Genomic DNA, 14,788 nt, shown 5'->3' with positions numbered 1-14,788 from the left:
CGGGTGCGCGAACTGTTGACGAAACTTGAGCAGGCGACCGCGCTGGACCGGGCGGGTGACCGGTTGCAGCGGGCCGTCCTGGACACCCTGCGTTCCCAGCGGGTCAAGGACCTACTGCACGGCGTCTGGCTGGGGCATCCGCTGCACCCGGCGATGGTGCAGGTGCCGGTGGGTGCGTGGATCTCGGCGGCGGTCGTCGACCTGCTGCCCGGCCAGCGCCGGGCGGCCACCGCCCTGGTCGGCGTCGGTACGCTCAGCGCGCTGCCGGCGGCCGTGGCCGGGCTCAACGACTGGGCCGCCCTCTCCCGCGACCAGCGCCGGGTGGGCCTAGTGCACGCCGCCGCCAACCTCGCCGGCGTGGCCCTCTACGCGGGCTCGCTGGCCGCCCGGCTGGCCGGCCGGCACGGGACCGGGCGGAGGTTGGCCTTCCTGGGGCTCTCGGCGGCGAGCGCCGGGGCTTACCTGGGTGGGCACCTCGCGTACAAGCAGGGTGCGCAGGTCAGCCAGAGCATCTCCGAGCTGCACCGGATGAGCGACGGCTGGCACCCGGTGGGCGACCTCACCGAACTGCCGCAGCGGCAGCTCGTCACCCGCGAGATCGACGACGTCTCGGTGATCCTCTACCGGCACGGTGACGACGTCACGGTGATGCTGGAGCGCTGCCCGCACCAGAGCGGCCCGCTCGGCGAGGGCGAGGTGCAGGAGATCGACGGCCACGCCTGCGTGGTCTGCCCGTGGCACGGCAGCGCGTTCCGCCTCAACGGCGGCGAGGTGGTGCACGGCCCGTCCGGCAACGACCAGGTCATCCTCCCCACCCGCATCGTCGACGGTCGCCTGGAGGCCCGCCTCCCCTGACCCCCCAATCCATCGCAGATCTTGGAAGGAGACGGCCCTCGGAGGGGCCGGAATCCTCCAACATCCGCCGGCGCGGCGGGTCGGTCAGTCTCTGCGGTGGCGGGCGGTGACGGGGGGTCGGTGGGTGGTGCGGCGGCGCAGGCCGAGCACCGCGCCGATCTGGGCGCCGACGATGCTCGCCACCGCCAGTACCGCCGAGATCGCCAGCGGCCGGTTGATCCCCTCGTCGTCGGCGGTGGCCCGGGAAGCACCCGCCGCCATCGCCGGGGGCGGGCCCGCCGGCTCCGCGACCGTCGAGCCCGGTGTCCGTGCCGACGACGGACCGGCCGTGGTCGGGGCGGGGCGGTTCGGCGCGGGCCTCGACGGGGACGCCGGCCGCACCACCAGCCGGCCGGTGGCGTGCGGCCGGGGCCCGTCGTCGATCGCACCCTCGGGCAGCTTCAGCAACTGTCCGGGGTGGATCCGGTCCGGGTCGGCGAGCCGGTTCAGCCGGGCCACCTCCCGGTAGCGGTCGAAGTCGTCCAGGTAGCGTTCGGCCACCTCGCCCAGGTAGTCGCCCTTCGCCACCCGGTACACCGCCGGGTCGGAGGCCGGCGACGCGGACCGGGCCTGCGCCGCCGGAGCGGTGACAGCCGACGCGACGACCGCCGGGGCGGCGGCAGCGGGCGGCGGGGCGGCCGGCACGGCGCTCGCTGCCGCCGGCGTGGCCGCCAGGATCAACGCCACCGAGCCGACCAGCCCGGCCGCCGCCCGCTGCTGCCGGCGCAGCCCGGGCAGCCGGGGCGCCGGCCGGCGCAGCGCCGCCGCCAGCAGCTCCACGAGTACAGAGAACGCGAACGTCGCCCAACCGAACCAGCCCACCACCGCCAACGCCCGCAGGAACAGCTGCCCGTCGTCGCGGCTGGTCAGCGCCGTACCCACCGCGGCCAAGGTGGGCAGGTGGTCGGGGAGGGGGTTGCCGGCGAAGGCGAGGAGCGCCACCGGCCCGCCGGCCAGCACCGCGCAGAGCACGACGAGCGCACCCAGCCCGGTGAGGACCTGGCCGGTCCGGCGTACGGCGGAGCGTTGCGGCACGGCCATGGCTGCCTTCCCTTCCTACGGGGCCCCGGTGAGGGCCCGTGCGGTGGCCTCACCGCTGACGGTGACGGTGTTCCGGAAGCCGAACAGGCCGAGCAGTTCCCGGCGGTAGGTGATGCGGACGCGTACCCGGATCTGCTTCTCGCCGCCGACCACCGGGAAGCTGACGTCGTGGCCGCGCACCCCGCCGGCCGCGCGCAGGTAGTCCGCGACGGCGACCCGGGCGCCCGCCTCGTCGATCACCTTCGGGCCGCCCTCGATGGCCCGCGCGCGGTCGATGACCTGGCCACCGCTGCGGGCCGCCTCGGCGGCGAGGTCGTCGGCGCGCTGCACCGACCGCAACTGGCCGGCGGTGTCGTACGCCATTCCGATGATCATGAGGACGCCCGCCAGCGCGGCGGCGAGGAAGAGGCTGACCCGGCCGCTCTCCCGGCCCGTCCACCCGCTCATCGCCGGCTCCGGTAGCTGTCCAGCGGCGAGGTGAAGGTCGCCGACACGGTGTGCGAGCCAGGCACCCCGGGCAGCCCCGGCGCCCGCAGGTCGGCGAAGGAAACCCGGCAGGTCACCCGGACGGTCACCGTCGCCGGCACGCCCGGGGCGCTCCGGTACGCCGCCGCGAAGCTGGTCTCCGCGCCCCGCACGGTGCCGCTGAACGCGAGCGCCGGTGCCCCCGCACAGCTCAGTCCCCGCCAGTCGAACCGCCGCCGGGCCGCGTCCGTCGCCGCCGCCCGGCCGGTCGCCGCGTCCCGGGCGATCGAGGCGGCCCGGGCGGCGTCGTGCGCGGCGGACTCCACCGCCTCGTCGGCGACCGCGGTCCGCCCCACCACGCCGGCCAGCACCATCAGCGCGATGAAGGCCGGGGCCAGCACCGCCACCTCGATCGACACGGATCCCCGCTCCCGCACCGGCCTCACCCCGTCGTCCAGCGTTCGACGGTGCCGTGCGCGGTCTGCCGGACCGGGAAGCTGACCCCCGGGACGACCGACAGGGACCGGCCGGTGACCGTGCAGGTCACCTCGGTGGCGGTGGTCGTGCAGCGGGGCCCGCGCTCGTCCCAGCCGACCAGCCAGTCGCCGGTAGCCCGGAGGAAACGCCGGGCGCGCGCCTCGCCCGCGCCCGGCGGCGCTGCCAGGACGCGCTGCGCGTCGACCCCGCTCTCCGCCGCGTGCAGCGCCGTGGAGCGGGCGACGAACACCGCCGCGAGCTGGATCGACCCGAAGAGCAGCACCAGAATCGCCGGCATCACCACCGCCAGCTCCACCGGATTCGCCCCCCGCTCCGTACCGCTCTCGGTCAGCCTTCGCCGGACGGCCGCGACCGCCCGACGGAGGCCGCGGGCAGGCCGGCACGGCCGGCCAGCAACCGCCGCCCGGCCCGCGCCGCTGCCCGGTGCCCGTCGCATCGTCGGCCGTCAGGGGGCGGTCGGGACGCTTTCCATCCAGTTGGTCGCCCGCGCCATGACCAGTCCGGTGACCGCGATCGCCGCGGCCACCAGGCCGAAGATGATCACGGCGGTGGGGACCGGGCTGTCGCCGCGTTCCGCCTCGTGGCGCAGTTCGGTCAGGCGCGCGGCGAGCGCGGCGTGCAGGTAGGTGACCAGGTGCATGTCGGCTCCTTCTCGGGGTGGGTTCACAGACGGGCGAGGAACGGATAGACGGCGAAGCCGAGCAGGACGAACACCAACATCGAGCCGGGGATGTCCAGCCGGCTGGTGACCCCCTCGGCCCGCGCCAGGTTGTCGGTACGGATCTGGTCGCGCAGCGAGTCGGCTCGGCTGCGCAGGGTCTCGTGCACCTGGGCGCCCTCGCTGCCGGAGGAGCGCATGATCGCGCCCACGTCGCCCAGCTCCGGGATGCCGATCCGGTCGGCCAGCAACTGCAACTCGTCCCAGGGCGAGTGCATCTGGAGCTGGGCGATCCGCAGCGCCTCGCGGATCCGCTCGAAGACCCAGCCGTCGCAGACCGCTGCCGCGCGCTCCAGCGACTGCACCGGCCCGTGCGCCGCGGAGAGCTGCAACGCCACCAGATCCAGGTAGGTGCAGACGGCCTGGCGGAACTCGTCCCGCGCCGCGTCGGCCCTGGCCAGCACGTCCCGGTGCGCGACCAGCCCGGCGAGGAACGCCAGCCCCAGGCTCCCCAGCACCGGTACGACCAGCGGCAGCGACACCCCGCCGGCGAACAGCACGGCCGACAGCACGGCCGGGGTGGCGAACCCGATCAGCGCCGAGAGCAGCACCGACAGCGCGTACTGCTCGGGGGTCCGGTCGAGCAGGGCGAGCTGGCGGTGCGGCGGGCGCAGCCAGCGGGACAGGCCCGCCAGCCAGTCCGGTCCGCTGGCGGTGCCGGCCACCCGGCCGGGCGGCTGGTGCAGCCGGCGCAGCGCCGGGCCGAGGGCCGGGGTGGCCGGCAGCCCCTCGCGGACCACCAGGAAGAGACCGAGGCCGACGGCCGAACCGCCGAGCACGGCGACGGCAAGCTGCCAGTTGACGACCACGCTCACGCGGCCGCGTCCTCCGGGTCGGGGGCCGGCAGGAAACGCGCCGGCCGGGGCGGCTGGCTCATCGAACGCACCCAGACCAGCAGCCCGACGAACGCGGCCCCGAGCACCGCCATCACCAGCTGCCCGAACGGCGTCCCGTACGGTCGCACGTACTCGCGGTTGACCAGCCCGTACGCCAGCGCGGCCAGGGTCATCCCGGTGAGGAAGCGGACCGCGAACCGGGGCTGGGTCCGTTTCGCCTCGACCTCCCGCCGGGTCGCCACCTCGGCGGACGCGGCGGCGGCGATCGAGCCGAGCACGTCGCCCAACCGCTCGCCCCGGTCGGTCAGGTGCAGGATCAGCGCCGCCACCACCTGGTCGCAGACCGGGTCGCCGATCTCGTCGGCGAACGCGAGCAGGGCGGACTTCGCCAGCCAGCCGGCCTGCAACCGGGCGGCCAGGGTGCGTACCTCCTCCTGGATCTCCTCCGGCGCGGTCGCGATGGTGCCGATGATGGCCTGCTGGAGGCCCTGGCCGGTGCCGCAGATGTCCTTCAGCCGGCGGGTCCACTCGCCGACCGCCTCGATCCGGGCGATGGCCCGCTGCTCGGCCCGGCCGACCGCGAACAGCCACGGCACCCCGGGCACGGCCAGCGCCACCAGCCCCCCGACCACCGGCAGCCCGGTCAGCAGGAAGGCCACCGCACCGGCGACCACCGCGCCGCCCAGCAGCAGCTGGTGCCGGTGCTGCTCGCGGGCGCTCGTCCCGGGCCCGGTCCACAGCCGGCGCAGGCCCGGCCCCGCACCGGGGGCCCGGCCGGGCAGCCGGCGGGTGCCGACCAGCGCGACCACGGCCAGCACCAGGCCGGCCACGCAGGCCGCCCCCGAGGCCAGGGCGACGAGTTCGATGGTGGCCATGAGCTACCGCCGTCCGAGCCGGGAGTGCCGGGGCCGGCGCCAGGCGCCGGTGCCGGCCTCGATGAAGCGGGTCAGCAGCCGGGCGTCGTAGCCGACCCGCAGCAGTTGCTCCCGGATCCGCTCGGGCAGGTGCCGGGGCACGGCCCGGCCGTCCGGGCCCGGCCCGAAGACGGTGGTGGTGGTGATCCGGTTGCCCTCGCCGACGCCGACGACCTCCTCGACGTGCGACACGAAGCGGTGCCTGCGCCCGCCGATCGCGGTCTCGTCCTCCACCGTGACGTAGACGATCAGGTCGAGCGCGTTGCCCGCCATCCGGCGGGCCTGGTCGACCGTCATCTCCCGGCCGTGGGAGAGGGCCAGCTCGATGATCCGCTCGCTCACCCCCGCCGGGGTACGGGCGTGGATGGTGCACATCGACCCGCGGCTGGTGGTCATCGCCTGGAGCATCGGCACGATCTCCCGGGACCGGACCTCGCCGACGATGATCCGCAGCACGCCCATCCGCAGCGAGACCGGGATCAGGTCGGCGATGCTCACCTCCCCGGCCGGGCGGCCGTCCAGCCCGCGTTCGCCGTGCCCCTCGCGGGCCTCGAAGCTCATCACCGCCCGGTGCTTGTGCCCGTTGCGGGCGGGCAGCAGCTCCCGGCTCTCCTCCAGCAGCACGTACGGCTCGTCCGCCGGGATCTCGTCCATCAGCGCCCGGACGACCGTGGTCTTCCCGGCCCCGGCCAGCCCGGCGACCATGATGTTCAGCCCGGCCCGCAGCGCCGCGCGGAGGAAGTCGCGCAGCAGCGGGTCGATCATCTCGTCCAGGTCGGGCCGGCCGCCGGCGATGTCCTCCAGGCTCACCGCCAGGGTGTTGTGCTTGCGGATCACCGCGTACGGGCGGCGGCTGACCAGGAACACCGCGGCGAGCCGGCTGCCGTCGGGCAGTTGCAGGTCCAGCGTGGGCTTCGAGGTGGACAGCGACCGCTCGGTGGCCCCCGCCCGGCGGGCCGCCGCCTGGAGGATCTCCACCAGCTCGTCGTCGCTGTCGGCGATCGGCTCGGCCCAGTCCACGCCGCCGCCGTGCCGGGTGATGCGCACCTGGTCGCAGCCGAGGATGTGCACCTCCTCGATGCTGTCGTCGACCAGCAGCGTCTGGAGCCGACCCAGGCCCACCAGCTCGGCGGTCACCTGGTCGAGCAGCAGCCGTTCCTCGTCGGCCGGCATCGGCGTGCCGGCCCGGCGCACCGAGTCCGCGTACGCGGAGACGATCGTGACGGCCAGCCGGGCCCGCTCGACCTCCTCCGCGTCCGCGTCGAACTCCCGGCCGCGCTGCCAGTGGGTCAGCCGCTCGCTCAGCTCCCGGCGCAGCTCGCGGACCACCGCGAAGTCGAACCGGGGCCGGGGCGGCGCGGGCGTCGGCGGCGCGGCGGGCAGCGGGGCCGGCCCGGACGGGTGATGACGGCCGTTCGGCGGGGCCAGCGGCGGCACGGTGGAGGTGGCGCCGGGCTGCTGCCCGCGCGGGTCGTGAAAGACGGGTTCAAACCGCACCGGCCACCCCCGGCGCGGCCGGCGCGGTCACCGCCCGCGGCTGCCCGGCCGCCGGCCAGGCCAGCCGGGCCCGCCGCCGGTCCAGCAGCGAGCGGACCGGCACCTCCAGGGCGCCGGCCGCGCGCATCAGCGGCCGTCCGGAGCGCACGGTGCCGCCGAGGGTGAGCACCTCCGCGGCACGCGGGTCGTGCGGCAGCCGGGCGATCACCGGCAGCCGCAGCGCCCTGCTGATCTCGCTGTTGGCGTGACCGTCGCCGACCACCAGCAGCCGCAGCGTGCCGGCGGGCACCCGGTGCTCGGTGAAGTCCCGCTCGATCGCCCGGATCGTCGACCGGGTGGCCGACAGGTCGGGCAGGTGGGCGCGGGTGACCAGCAGCACCACCGCGGCGGCCCGCAGCACCGGCCACGGTGGACCACCCACCGGCAGCCGGCCACAGTCGACCAGCACGTCGTACGGGGGGACGCCCCGCTCCAGTCCGGTGAAGAAGTCGGCGAACCGCTGCCAGAGCGGGGTGACGCTGCCGGCCTGGGCGGGGTCGACCACGCCCGGCAGCAGCAGCCGCTCCCGCTTCGGCGCGTCCAGGTCGACCAGCTGGGACCAGAAGGCGGTCTCCAGGTTGCCGTCACGCAGCTCCCCGACGGCCAGCTCACCGATGCCCCGGGGGCCGTCGAGCGCCCCGCCCAGGTAGCCGGCGAGGATCGAGCCGCCCGCCGGGTCGCACTCGGCCAGCACCAGCCGCCGGTGCCAGCTCAGCGCGGCGGCCAGCGCGGCGGTGGTGACACCGGGGGAACCCTTCGCGGAGACCAGGGCGATGATCGCCATCAGGCCGCCCCGGTGAGCACGAGCGCGACCCGGTCGTCCGCGGCCAGCGCCACCACCGCCGGCACGTCGCGGACGGCCAGCGCCAGGTAGACCACCACGTCGTCGTTCTCCGGCGCGGCGCTGTCGATGACGGTGCCCTCGAACCGGGTACCGCCGCCGGTGGCGGCGCTGCCGTCGGCCTGCCGGTCCGGGGTGCTGACCAGCAGGACCCGGTCGCCCGGATGGAGCGTACGGGCGGGCACCCGGGCCGGCTTGAGCCCGAGCGCGATCTGCTGCTGGCCGGGCCCGAGCAGCGGGGCGTCGGTGAGCTGGCCCCGGGTCAGCAGCGTGCCCGGGGTCAGCCGGACGGCGGCGCGCAGGCCCAGCACCTCCTTCAGCCGGCCGGCCGGCACCGGGCGCAGCTCCCGCCCGCCGGAGAGCCGGACCGTGACCAGGTCATCGGTGGTGAGCTGCTCGCCCACGTCGACCGGCCGGGCCACCGCCAGGTAGCTCCCGGTCGACCGGACCGAGGTGACCGCGAAGGCAGCGCCGAGACCGCCGACGGCGATGAGCAGCACCGCCAGGCCCAGCAGGCCGGGACGTATCCGCCGTTGCCGGACCACCCGCGGGGGCGCCACCGGCGCGTCCGACGGGGTCCCATTCCGCGTCGCCACACTCACGGCGCCACCTCCGTTCGCGACTGCGGGGCTCGCAGGCCCGGCTCACTCCTCGCGCTCACCGTGTCACCACCTGGAGTTCGTTGATCTCTACGGGCACCGTTCCACTGACCCGGCTCTGTGCGATGTCGCCGCTCTCGCCCCCACCGGACCAGTGCACGGTCCAGTGGGTGGTGGCGCTGACCTGATACGCGCCGGCCCGGGCGTAGCCCTGGTCGTAGCCGCAGTCGGGGGAGGGCCTCCCGGCGCGGGGTCCGTCGGCGTCGTACGGCGTGCCCGGCCCGGTGCAGGTGACTTTCGCGCCGTCGCCCATGGTCCAGACGATCCGCTGCACCCGGGCGGTGATCCGCACGGTCAGCCCGCGGTCCGAGGCAGACGCGGTCAGCGGCCCGAAGTAGGAGGGCCCCGAGCTGGCCCACATCCAGACCGGTAGACCAACCAGGCCCGGTCCGTTGCTCCGCCGGGGCGCGACCGCGATCCGGGGCGGCAACAGTGAGATCGAGGCGAGCGCGCGGCGGGCCAGTTCCTCCAGGTCGGGCGGATCGCCGTAGCCGGGTGGCGGCGCGTCGAGCAGGACCACGGTCTGGTCACCCAGGTCACCGCCGTTGCAGGTACGGACGTACCACTGCTTGCCGTCGGGGGCCTCCGGCTGTGGCTCGGCCAGCTTGTAGTAGCAGCCGTCGCCGTTGTCGAACCAGCCGAGCAGGTCGTCGTAGCAGGGGATGACCCGGCCGTTCCACTGGCACTTCGCGGCGCCACCACCACCGGGGTTCCCGCCGCCGGTGTCCCCGCCGCCGGGCCCCCCAGGGAGGCCGGGCTCGTCGTCCCAGACGTTGCAGTCGTTCTGCCCGGGCGGGCAGTCCCCGCCCGGTCCGGCCGCGTGCGCCGGGGCCCCGGTCAGGGGCAGCAGCAGCGCCAGACCGGCGGCGAGCAGCAGCCGGCGGGGCGTCCCGGCCCGGGTCGGTCGGGCCGGGACACCCCTTCCTCCCCAGGTCAGCACGGCTGGTCCTGATGTGTGGCGCCGGTGTTGACCAGCCACCGGCCGTCGGGGTAGCGGGTCGCGGTGGCGGTCGCCAGGTACCGGCCGCCGTGGGTGCCGGGGACGACCCGACGGTCCTTGGCGTAGACGAGGCGGTAGCCGGTGGCGTCCAGGCAGTCCTGGATCTGCACGGCGGGCGGGTCGGCGGACAGGTCGACCGACACGACAGCGGGGTCGGAAACCAGTTTTCCGGTACGCATCGCGCCGTGCTCCTTCGCGTCGCGAATTGCCACGCGTACCCGGGTAAGCAGTGGATCCGCCAGGAATCGGGCGAGTGCGGGATGTGCCGGATCGCTGCGCTCGCTCGCCTGCCGGGACGCCTCGAGATAACCGGAATAGGCGGCGAGGGCGGCCTTTCCGGCCGCGTCTTCGTTGGCTGTGGAATGCGCGGCCGGCGCGACGTCGTGCCCGGCCAACGGGCCGGCCGCCGCCTCCGGGTCGGCACCGCACCCGGTGGTGGCCACGCCCAGCAGAGCCAGGCTGAGCAGGAAGATTGTCCATCGGCGGGAATGCCGTGTTCGCAACGCCGCGCCCTCCTCGGTGGCGACCCGGAGCGGCTGCGTGGGCGTGCTCCGGGCAGGCGGAAGCGCACCCGGAAGTGTCCTGCCGGGCCCCGTCTGGCTACCGCTGCATTTACCTGTACAGATCTTTAACCGATTCGAAACCTGTTGTCTCCGGATGGCCTCCGACGCCAATTGATGGGGGGTTGCGTCGTACCCAAGGGGCGAGCATAGGCTGACGCCCGCCGATGCAACAGAGGCAATTCATCCGAACACGCTCGGTGATGACAGGTGGTGGTGGCCGATGGGTGTCCGGACGGCGACCCGCGTGAGAAAGCCGGCGGAACCGGCGGCAGGAGTGCTCGCGGCCTGCCGGGCGATCCGGCGCACCGCGCGGACCGCAGGCGGCGGCGGAATGTGCGGCATCGATGCCTCTGGTCCGATCCGTCCCCTCGGGATCCGTGCCGGTCGACAGGGGTCGCACCCCCGCTGCCGACCCCTCGGCAACTTCCCCCGGCGCGCCGTTTTCCGCGCCATCCGTCACACGTCGAGCCAGCCAGCATCACTCTCCGTGCTCCAGAGTGGAACGGTGTGCGACGGCCCGAGGGAGCCGACGTGACCGCCGGACGGGTCCACGGCACTCCTCCGGAGATCACCACCGGCCGCCCCCTCGCCCGGCTGCTGGCCGCCCTGGCGGTCGTACCCCCGGTCCGGCTGGCGGTCGCCCGCTACGCCGTACCCCCGGGGTCGCCGGACCGGACCGGGTGCGACCGCTGCGGCGCGCCGATCGGCCTGGACCGGCCGCTGCCGGCGCTCGGGCCGGCGGCCCGCTGCCCGGCCTGCCGGGCCCGCGTCGGCGCGGCGCCCGGCGTGGTCGAGTCGGCGCTGGTCGCCGCCGTGGCGGTGGTGCTGCTGGCCGGCGGGCCGGTCGCCGGGCAGGCGGCGGCGGCCTGGTGGTTGGCCTGGGCGGTGCCGTCGGCCCTGGTCGACGCGGCGGTGCACCGGTTGCCGGACCGCCTCACCTGGCCGGCGGCGGCCGGCACCTGGGCGCTGCTCGGCGTGGCGGCGCTGACCGGGGCCGGCCCGGCGCCCTGGGTGCGCGCCACCGTCGCCGGGCTGCTGCTCGGCGCGGGCTTCGCGGCGACCACGCTGCTGCTCGGCCGGCGCGGGTTCGGGCTCGGCGACGCGAAGCTGGCGCTCGGCGTCGGTGCGCTGCTCGGCTGGTACGGCTGGCCGGTGCTGGTCACCGGGCTGGTGCTGAGCCTCGCCCTCGCCGCGTCGGCCGGGCTGGCCCTGCTGGCGGCCCGCCGGGTCCGCTGGTCCAGTCACCTTCCCTTCGGCCCGTTCCTCATCCTGGCCACCGCCCTCACCCTCCTCCTCGCCCGGCCCTAGGTTCCCGTAGCCCCGCCCGGCGCGGTCCAGCCGGGCAGGCGTCCGGGCCCCACATCGGCTCGGCAGCAGTGATCCAGGTCACTCGGGATGAACTTTCACCCGCCGGTCACGTCCGGAGCACCCGGATACCTCTCGCGTTCATCCAGGGAGAATGATGAGACCAGTTCGCAAGATATCGGCGCTGGCACTGCTGGTGCTGGGCGTCTCGGCGGTGGCACCGGGCGGTTCGCCGGCGTCGGCGCAGCCCCGCGCCGCAGAGCCGGCGACCATACCCGCAGCCGCGTCCAAGCCCCGGACGGTCACTCTGCTCACCGGCGACACCGTTCACGTCGGCACCAGGGACGGCCACACGACTGTCGACGTCGTACCGGGCAAGGGACGGGAGCGGATCCCGTTCATCACCGACAGCGCCGGCGAGGACGTGCGGGTCATCCCCGCCGACGCCGTCGGCCTGCTCAACCAGGGCAAGCTCGACGAGCGGCTCTTCGACATCTCGATGCTGATCGACTTCGGCTACGACGACACCCGGGCCACCCTGCCGCTCATCGTCCAGCACAGCGGCGCCGCCCCCGCCGGCCTCGCCGGCGCCCGGACCACCCGGGAGCTCTCCGGGATGCGTGCCGTCGCGGAGAGCCGCGCGGAGGCGGTGTCCTTCTGGAACAACCTCACTTCCGCCGGCAACGGCACCGAGCGGCAACTGCAGGCCGGGTTCGACAAGGTCTGGCTCGACGGGCTGCGCCACCCCACCCTCGACGTCAGCGTCCCGATGACCGGCGCGCCGCAGGCCTGGCAGGCGGGCTGGACGGGCACGGGGGTGAAGGTCGGCGTGATTGACACCGGCGTCGACCAGACCCACCCCGACCTGGCCGGCCACGTCGCCGCCGCGGAGAACTTCACCGCCGACCCGGACACCCTCGACCGGGTCGGCCACGGCACCCACGTCGCCTCCACCATCGCCGGGAGCGCGGCCGCCTCGCAGGGCCGTTACAAGGGCATGGCACCCGGCGCGACCCTCTACAGCGCCAAGGTCTGCACCGAAGTGGGCTGCCCGGAGTCGGCGATCCTGGCCGGCATGACCTGGGCGGCGGAGCAGGGCGTCAAGGTCGCCAACATGAGCCTCGGCGGCCCGGACACCCCGGAGACCGACCCGATCGAGGCGACCCTGGCCGACCTCACCCACCGCTACGGCGTGCTCTTCGTCGTCGCCGCCGGCAACGACGGCATGGCCGGCGAGTCCACGGTGAACTCGCCGGGTGACGTGGAGGAGGCGCTGACCGTGGGCGCCGTGACCAAGACGGGTGAGCTGGCCGAGTTCTCAAGCCGGGGACCGCGCACCGGCGACGCCGGCATCAAGCCGGACATCACCGCGCCCGGCGTGGGCATCGTCGCCGCCCGCAGCTCGACCTCCGACCTGTGGCCGAACGCCGAGAACCCGCAGTACACCAGCCTCTCCGGCACCTCGATGGCGACTCCGCACGTGGCCGGCGCGGCGGCGATCCTGAGCCAGCAGCACCCGGACTGGACGCCTGAGCGGATCAAGGCCACGCTGATGGCGGCCGCGCAGCCGAGCGACGCCATCGGCGTCTACGAGCAGGGCGCGGGCTTCCTCAACGTCGCCCGGGCGATCCAGCAGCCCGTCACCGCGAGCCCGGTCAGCGTCGCGTTCGAGCGGACCACCGCTGCGCAGCAGCGCACGGTCACGTACGCGAACAACAGCTCCTCCGCCCTCACCCTGGCTGTCACCCTCGACGCCAAGGACGCCGACGGCGCTCCGGCGCCGGCCGGCCTGTTCAGCCTCAGCGCCTCCTCGGTGACCGTCCCGGCCGGCGGCACGGCCACCGTGACCGTCAACGTGCAGGCCGGTACCGACCTGCCCGACCGCTACTTCGGCGGTGAGGTGATTGCCGCCGGCGGCGGCGCGCAGGTGCAGACCCCGGTCGCGCTCGATGTCGCCCGCCACCAGTTGACTCTCAAGCTCGTCGGGCCGGACGGCGGAGCGCCCACGCCCGAACAGGGCTGGGTGACCGTCCTGACCGACCTGGACCGGCAGACCGTCCTGGTGCTCGGCGACCCCACCGTCACCAGCTACCGACTCCGCGCGGGCCGCTACCTGGTCCAGACCTACATGCTGAGCGGCGACCTGTCGGACATCACCACGCTGGTGCGCCCGAGCCTCGACCTGACCGCGGACCAGGCGCTGACCGTTGACACCCGCCTGGCCAAGCCGATCGCGGTGTCGGTGCCGAACCCGGATGCCACCGCGGTCTGGCAGGAGTCCGGCTGGACGATCCGGACCGAGGAGCCGCAGATCTGGGGCAGCAACGACCCGTTCAGCGCGCTGATGAACTTCCCCCTCGACCACCTGCGGACCGCGCAGATCGGGGTCGGTACGACGCCCGGCTTCGTCTCCTACGTCAACGGGATCTGGGGTCAGGTGGACCAGGACGGCAGCCTGCACAACAGCCCGTACGTCTACCGGGTCTACCTCTACGAGCCCGAGAAGATGATGACCGGGTTGACCCGCACGCTGCGCGTCGGCGACTTCGCCAGGGTCCGCTCCCAGATCAGCGCGGACGTGGCCGGGGTGCCGGTCTCGCGGACCGCGGTCGCGCACGCACCCGGCAACTCGCCGGTCTACCGCACCGAGCGCGTGGCCCCGCCGAGCTTCACCTACGACGTGCCGAGCACCATCACCGAGTACTACAACCAGGACAAGCAGGCGGTGTGGCAGTCGACCTCGGCCCAGTCGGGGTACACGTACTACCAGTCGGCGTGGACCAGCTTCCAGCCCGGGCGCACGTACGACGTGAAGTGGGCCAACGCGGTGGCCGGGCCGGTCTTCCCGGAGCCGAACTTCGGCCAGCAGTTCGCCACCCGCTACTGGGGCGACACGATGGGCGGGCCGGGGCCGCTGCACGGCGACGGCACCGGGCACATGGGCTTCCGGTTCGCTCGTGGCGGCAGCGTGCAGGTGAACCTCTACCGCAACGGGGTCAAGGTCGGCGACGCGAACCAGGCGCCCTGGTCGTGGCAGGTGCCGGCGGAGACGGGTGACTACCGGCTGACCGCGACCTTCCGCAGCGACCCGGCATTCACCCTGTCGACGCTGGTCGACGCGGAGTGGACCTTCAAGTCCGGGCACGTGAGCGACGGCGAGCTGGTCAAGCTGCCGATGACGGCAATCCGGTACACCCCGGAGCTCGACATCGACAACCGGGCGCCGGCGGGCCGGCTGTTCGCGATCCCGGTCTCGCTCGATCGTCAGGTCGGCGCGGCGCCGGGCGAGACCAGCACCTTGAGCGTCGAGGCGTCCTTCGACGACGGCAAGACCTGGCAGCAGCTGACCGTTCGGCGGTCCGGCGAGAAGGCGGTCGCCTGGGTGCGCAACCCGGCCGGCACCGGCTTCGTCTCGCTGCGGGCCGCCGCGACGGACACCAGCGGTAACACGGTCAAGCAGACCATCATCCGCGCCTACCGGTACTGAGGGCGGGACCCGGACGCGGCGCCCACCGGCG

15 protein-coding genes are annotated in these 14,788 nt (G+C 74.6%); 3 read left to right on the top strand and 12 right to left on the bottom strand.

Going from position 1 to position 14,788, the window contains the following annotated elements:
- Positions 1-3: 3 nt before the first annotated feature.
- On the top strand, positions 4-855 hold the full coding sequence (locus tag ACL02O_RS14380) for a Rieske (2Fe-2S) protein (protein WP_412818551.1): 852 nt from the start codon (positions 4-6) through the stop codon (positions 853-855).
- An 84-nt stretch (positions 856-939) separates the two neighbouring features.
- On the opposite strand, the gene ACL02O_RS14375 is transcribed toward ACL02O_RS14380, so the two are convergent.
- From ACL02O_RS14375 to ACL02O_RS14320, 12 genes are read right to left on the bottom strand one after another with little or no spacing between them, the layout of a single operon-like run.
- Positions 940-1,935 (bottom strand): LysM peptidoglycan-binding domain-containing protein, encoded by a 996-nt coding sequence (locus ACL02O_RS14375; protein WP_412818550.1) that lies wholly within the window; start codon positions 1,933-1,935, stop codon positions 940-942.
- A 15-nt stretch (positions 1,936-1,950) separates the two neighbouring features.
- Positions 1,951-2,382 (bottom strand): hypothetical protein, encoded by a 432-nt coding sequence (locus ACL02O_RS14370; protein WP_412818549.1) that lies wholly within the window; start codon positions 2,380-2,382, stop codon positions 1,951-1,953.
- A complete protein-coding gene (locus ACL02O_RS14365; RefSeq protein WP_412818548.1) occupies positions 2,379-2,846 on the bottom strand; it encodes a TadE/TadG family type IV pilus assembly protein in 468 nt (155 codons plus the stop codon). The genes ACL02O_RS14370 and ACL02O_RS14365 overlap by 4 nt, the downstream gene beginning before the upstream one ends.
- Positions 2,843-3,334: a TadE family protein gene (locus tag ACL02O_RS14360; protein ID WP_412818547.1), complete on the bottom strand. Its 492-nt coding sequence runs from the start codon at positions 3,332-3,334 to the stop codon at positions 2,843-2,845. The genes ACL02O_RS14365 and ACL02O_RS14360 overlap by 4 nt, the downstream gene beginning before the upstream one ends.
- A 9-nt stretch (positions 3,335-3,343) precedes the next feature.
- Positions 3,344-3,538, bottom strand: coding sequence for a hypothetical protein (locus ACL02O_RS14355; RefSeq protein WP_412818546.1), 195 nt, complete (start codon positions 3,536-3,538; stop codon positions 3,344-3,346).
- A gap of 23 nt (positions 3,539-3,561) precedes the next feature.
- Positions 3,562-4,425, bottom strand: a complete 864-nt coding sequence (locus ACL02O_RS14350; protein ID WP_412818596.1) for a type II secretion system F family protein — start codon at positions 4,423-4,425, stop codon at positions 3,562-3,564.
- Positions 4,426-4,427: 2 nt separating this feature from the next.
- Complete coding sequence (locus tag ACL02O_RS14345) at positions 4,428-5,327, bottom strand: type II secretion system F family protein (protein ID WP_412818545.1); 900 nt, start codon at positions 5,325-5,327, stop codon at positions 4,428-4,430.
- A gap of 3 nt (positions 5,328-5,330) precedes the next feature.
- Positions 5,331-6,863, bottom strand: a complete 1,533-nt coding sequence (locus ACL02O_RS14340; protein WP_412818544.1) for a CpaF family protein — start codon at positions 6,861-6,863, stop codon at positions 5,331-5,333.
- Entirely contained in the window at positions 6,853-7,686 is an 834-nt protein-coding gene (locus ACL02O_RS14335; RefSeq protein ID WP_412818543.1) for a ParA family protein, read from the bottom strand. Before ACL02O_RS14335 ends, ACL02O_RS14340 begins: the two co-directional genes overlap by 11 nt.
- The gene (locus ACL02O_RS14330; protein WP_412818542.1) at positions 7,686-8,345 is read right to left on the bottom strand and encodes an SAF domain-containing protein; all 660 of its coding nucleotides are present in this window, start codon (positions 8,343-8,345) and stop codon (positions 7,686-7,688) included. The genes ACL02O_RS14335 and ACL02O_RS14330 overlap by 1 nt, the downstream gene beginning before the upstream one ends.
- Positions 8,346-8,400: 55 nt before the next feature.
- Positions 8,401-9,342, bottom strand: coding sequence for a hypothetical protein (locus ACL02O_RS14325; protein WP_412818541.1), 942 nt, complete (start codon positions 9,340-9,342; stop codon positions 8,401-8,403).
- Positions 9,336-9,797: a hypothetical protein gene (locus ACL02O_RS14320; RefSeq protein WP_412818595.1), complete on the bottom strand. Its 462-nt coding sequence runs from the start codon at positions 9,795-9,797 to the stop codon at positions 9,336-9,338. The genes ACL02O_RS14325 and ACL02O_RS14320 overlap by 7 nt, the downstream gene beginning before the upstream one ends.
- A 735-nt stretch (positions 9,798-10,532) precedes the next feature.
- On the opposite strand from ACL02O_RS14320, the gene ACL02O_RS14315 reads away from it, so the two are divergent.
- Positions 10,533-11,273 (top strand): prepilin peptidase, encoded by a 741-nt coding sequence (locus ACL02O_RS14315; RefSeq protein WP_412818594.1) that lies wholly within the window; start codon positions 10,533-10,535, stop codon positions 11,271-11,273.
- Between the two features lie 154 nt (positions 11,274-11,427).
- Entirely contained in the window at positions 11,428-14,757 is a 3,330-nt protein-coding gene (locus ACL02O_RS14310) for a S8 family serine peptidase (RefSeq protein WP_412818540.1), read from the top strand.
- Positions 14,758-14,788 lie beyond the last annotated feature (31 nt).

The sequence above is a fragment of the Micromonospora mangrovicola genome (assembly GCF_047200535.1).
In the GTDB taxonomy this organism is placed as follows: Bacteria; Actinomycetota; Actinomycetes; order Mycobacteriales; family Micromonosporaceae; genus Micromonospora.
The sequence above is the reverse complement of the archived record's forward strand: the minus strand, read 5'-3'. Positions and strand labels throughout refer to the sequence as shown.

Excerpts from the sequence above, each read along its gene's own strand:
- ACL02O_RS14375 (WP_412818550.1), bottom strand. The coding sequence starts at position 1,935 with ATGGCCGTGCCGCAACGCTCCGCCGTACGCCGGACCGGCCAGGTCCTC.
- ACL02O_RS14370 (WP_412818549.1), bottom strand. The coding sequence starts at position 2,382 with ATGAGCGGGTGGACGGGCCGGGAGAGCGGCCGGGTCAGCCTCTTCCTC.
- ACL02O_RS14360 (WP_412818547.1), bottom strand. The coding sequence starts at position 3,334 with ATGCGACGGGCACCGGGCAGCGGCGCGGGCCGGGCGGCGGTTGCTGGC.
- ACL02O_RS14355 (WP_412818546.1), bottom strand. The coding sequence starts at position 3,538 with ATGCACCTGGTCACCTACCTGCACGCCGCGCTCGCCGCGCGCCTGACC.
- ACL02O_RS14345 (WP_412818545.1), bottom strand. The coding sequence starts at position 5,327 with ATGGCCACCATCGAACTCGTCGCCCTGGCCTCGGGGGCGGCCTGCGTG.
- ACL02O_RS14335 (WP_412818543.1), bottom strand. The coding sequence starts at position 7,686 with ATGGCGATCATCGCCCTGGTCTCCGCGAAGGGTTCCCCCGGTGTCACC.
- ACL02O_RS14310 (WP_412818540.1), top strand. The coding sequence starts at position 11,428 with ATGAGACCAGTTCGCAAGATATCGGCGCTGGCACTGCTGGTGCTGGGC.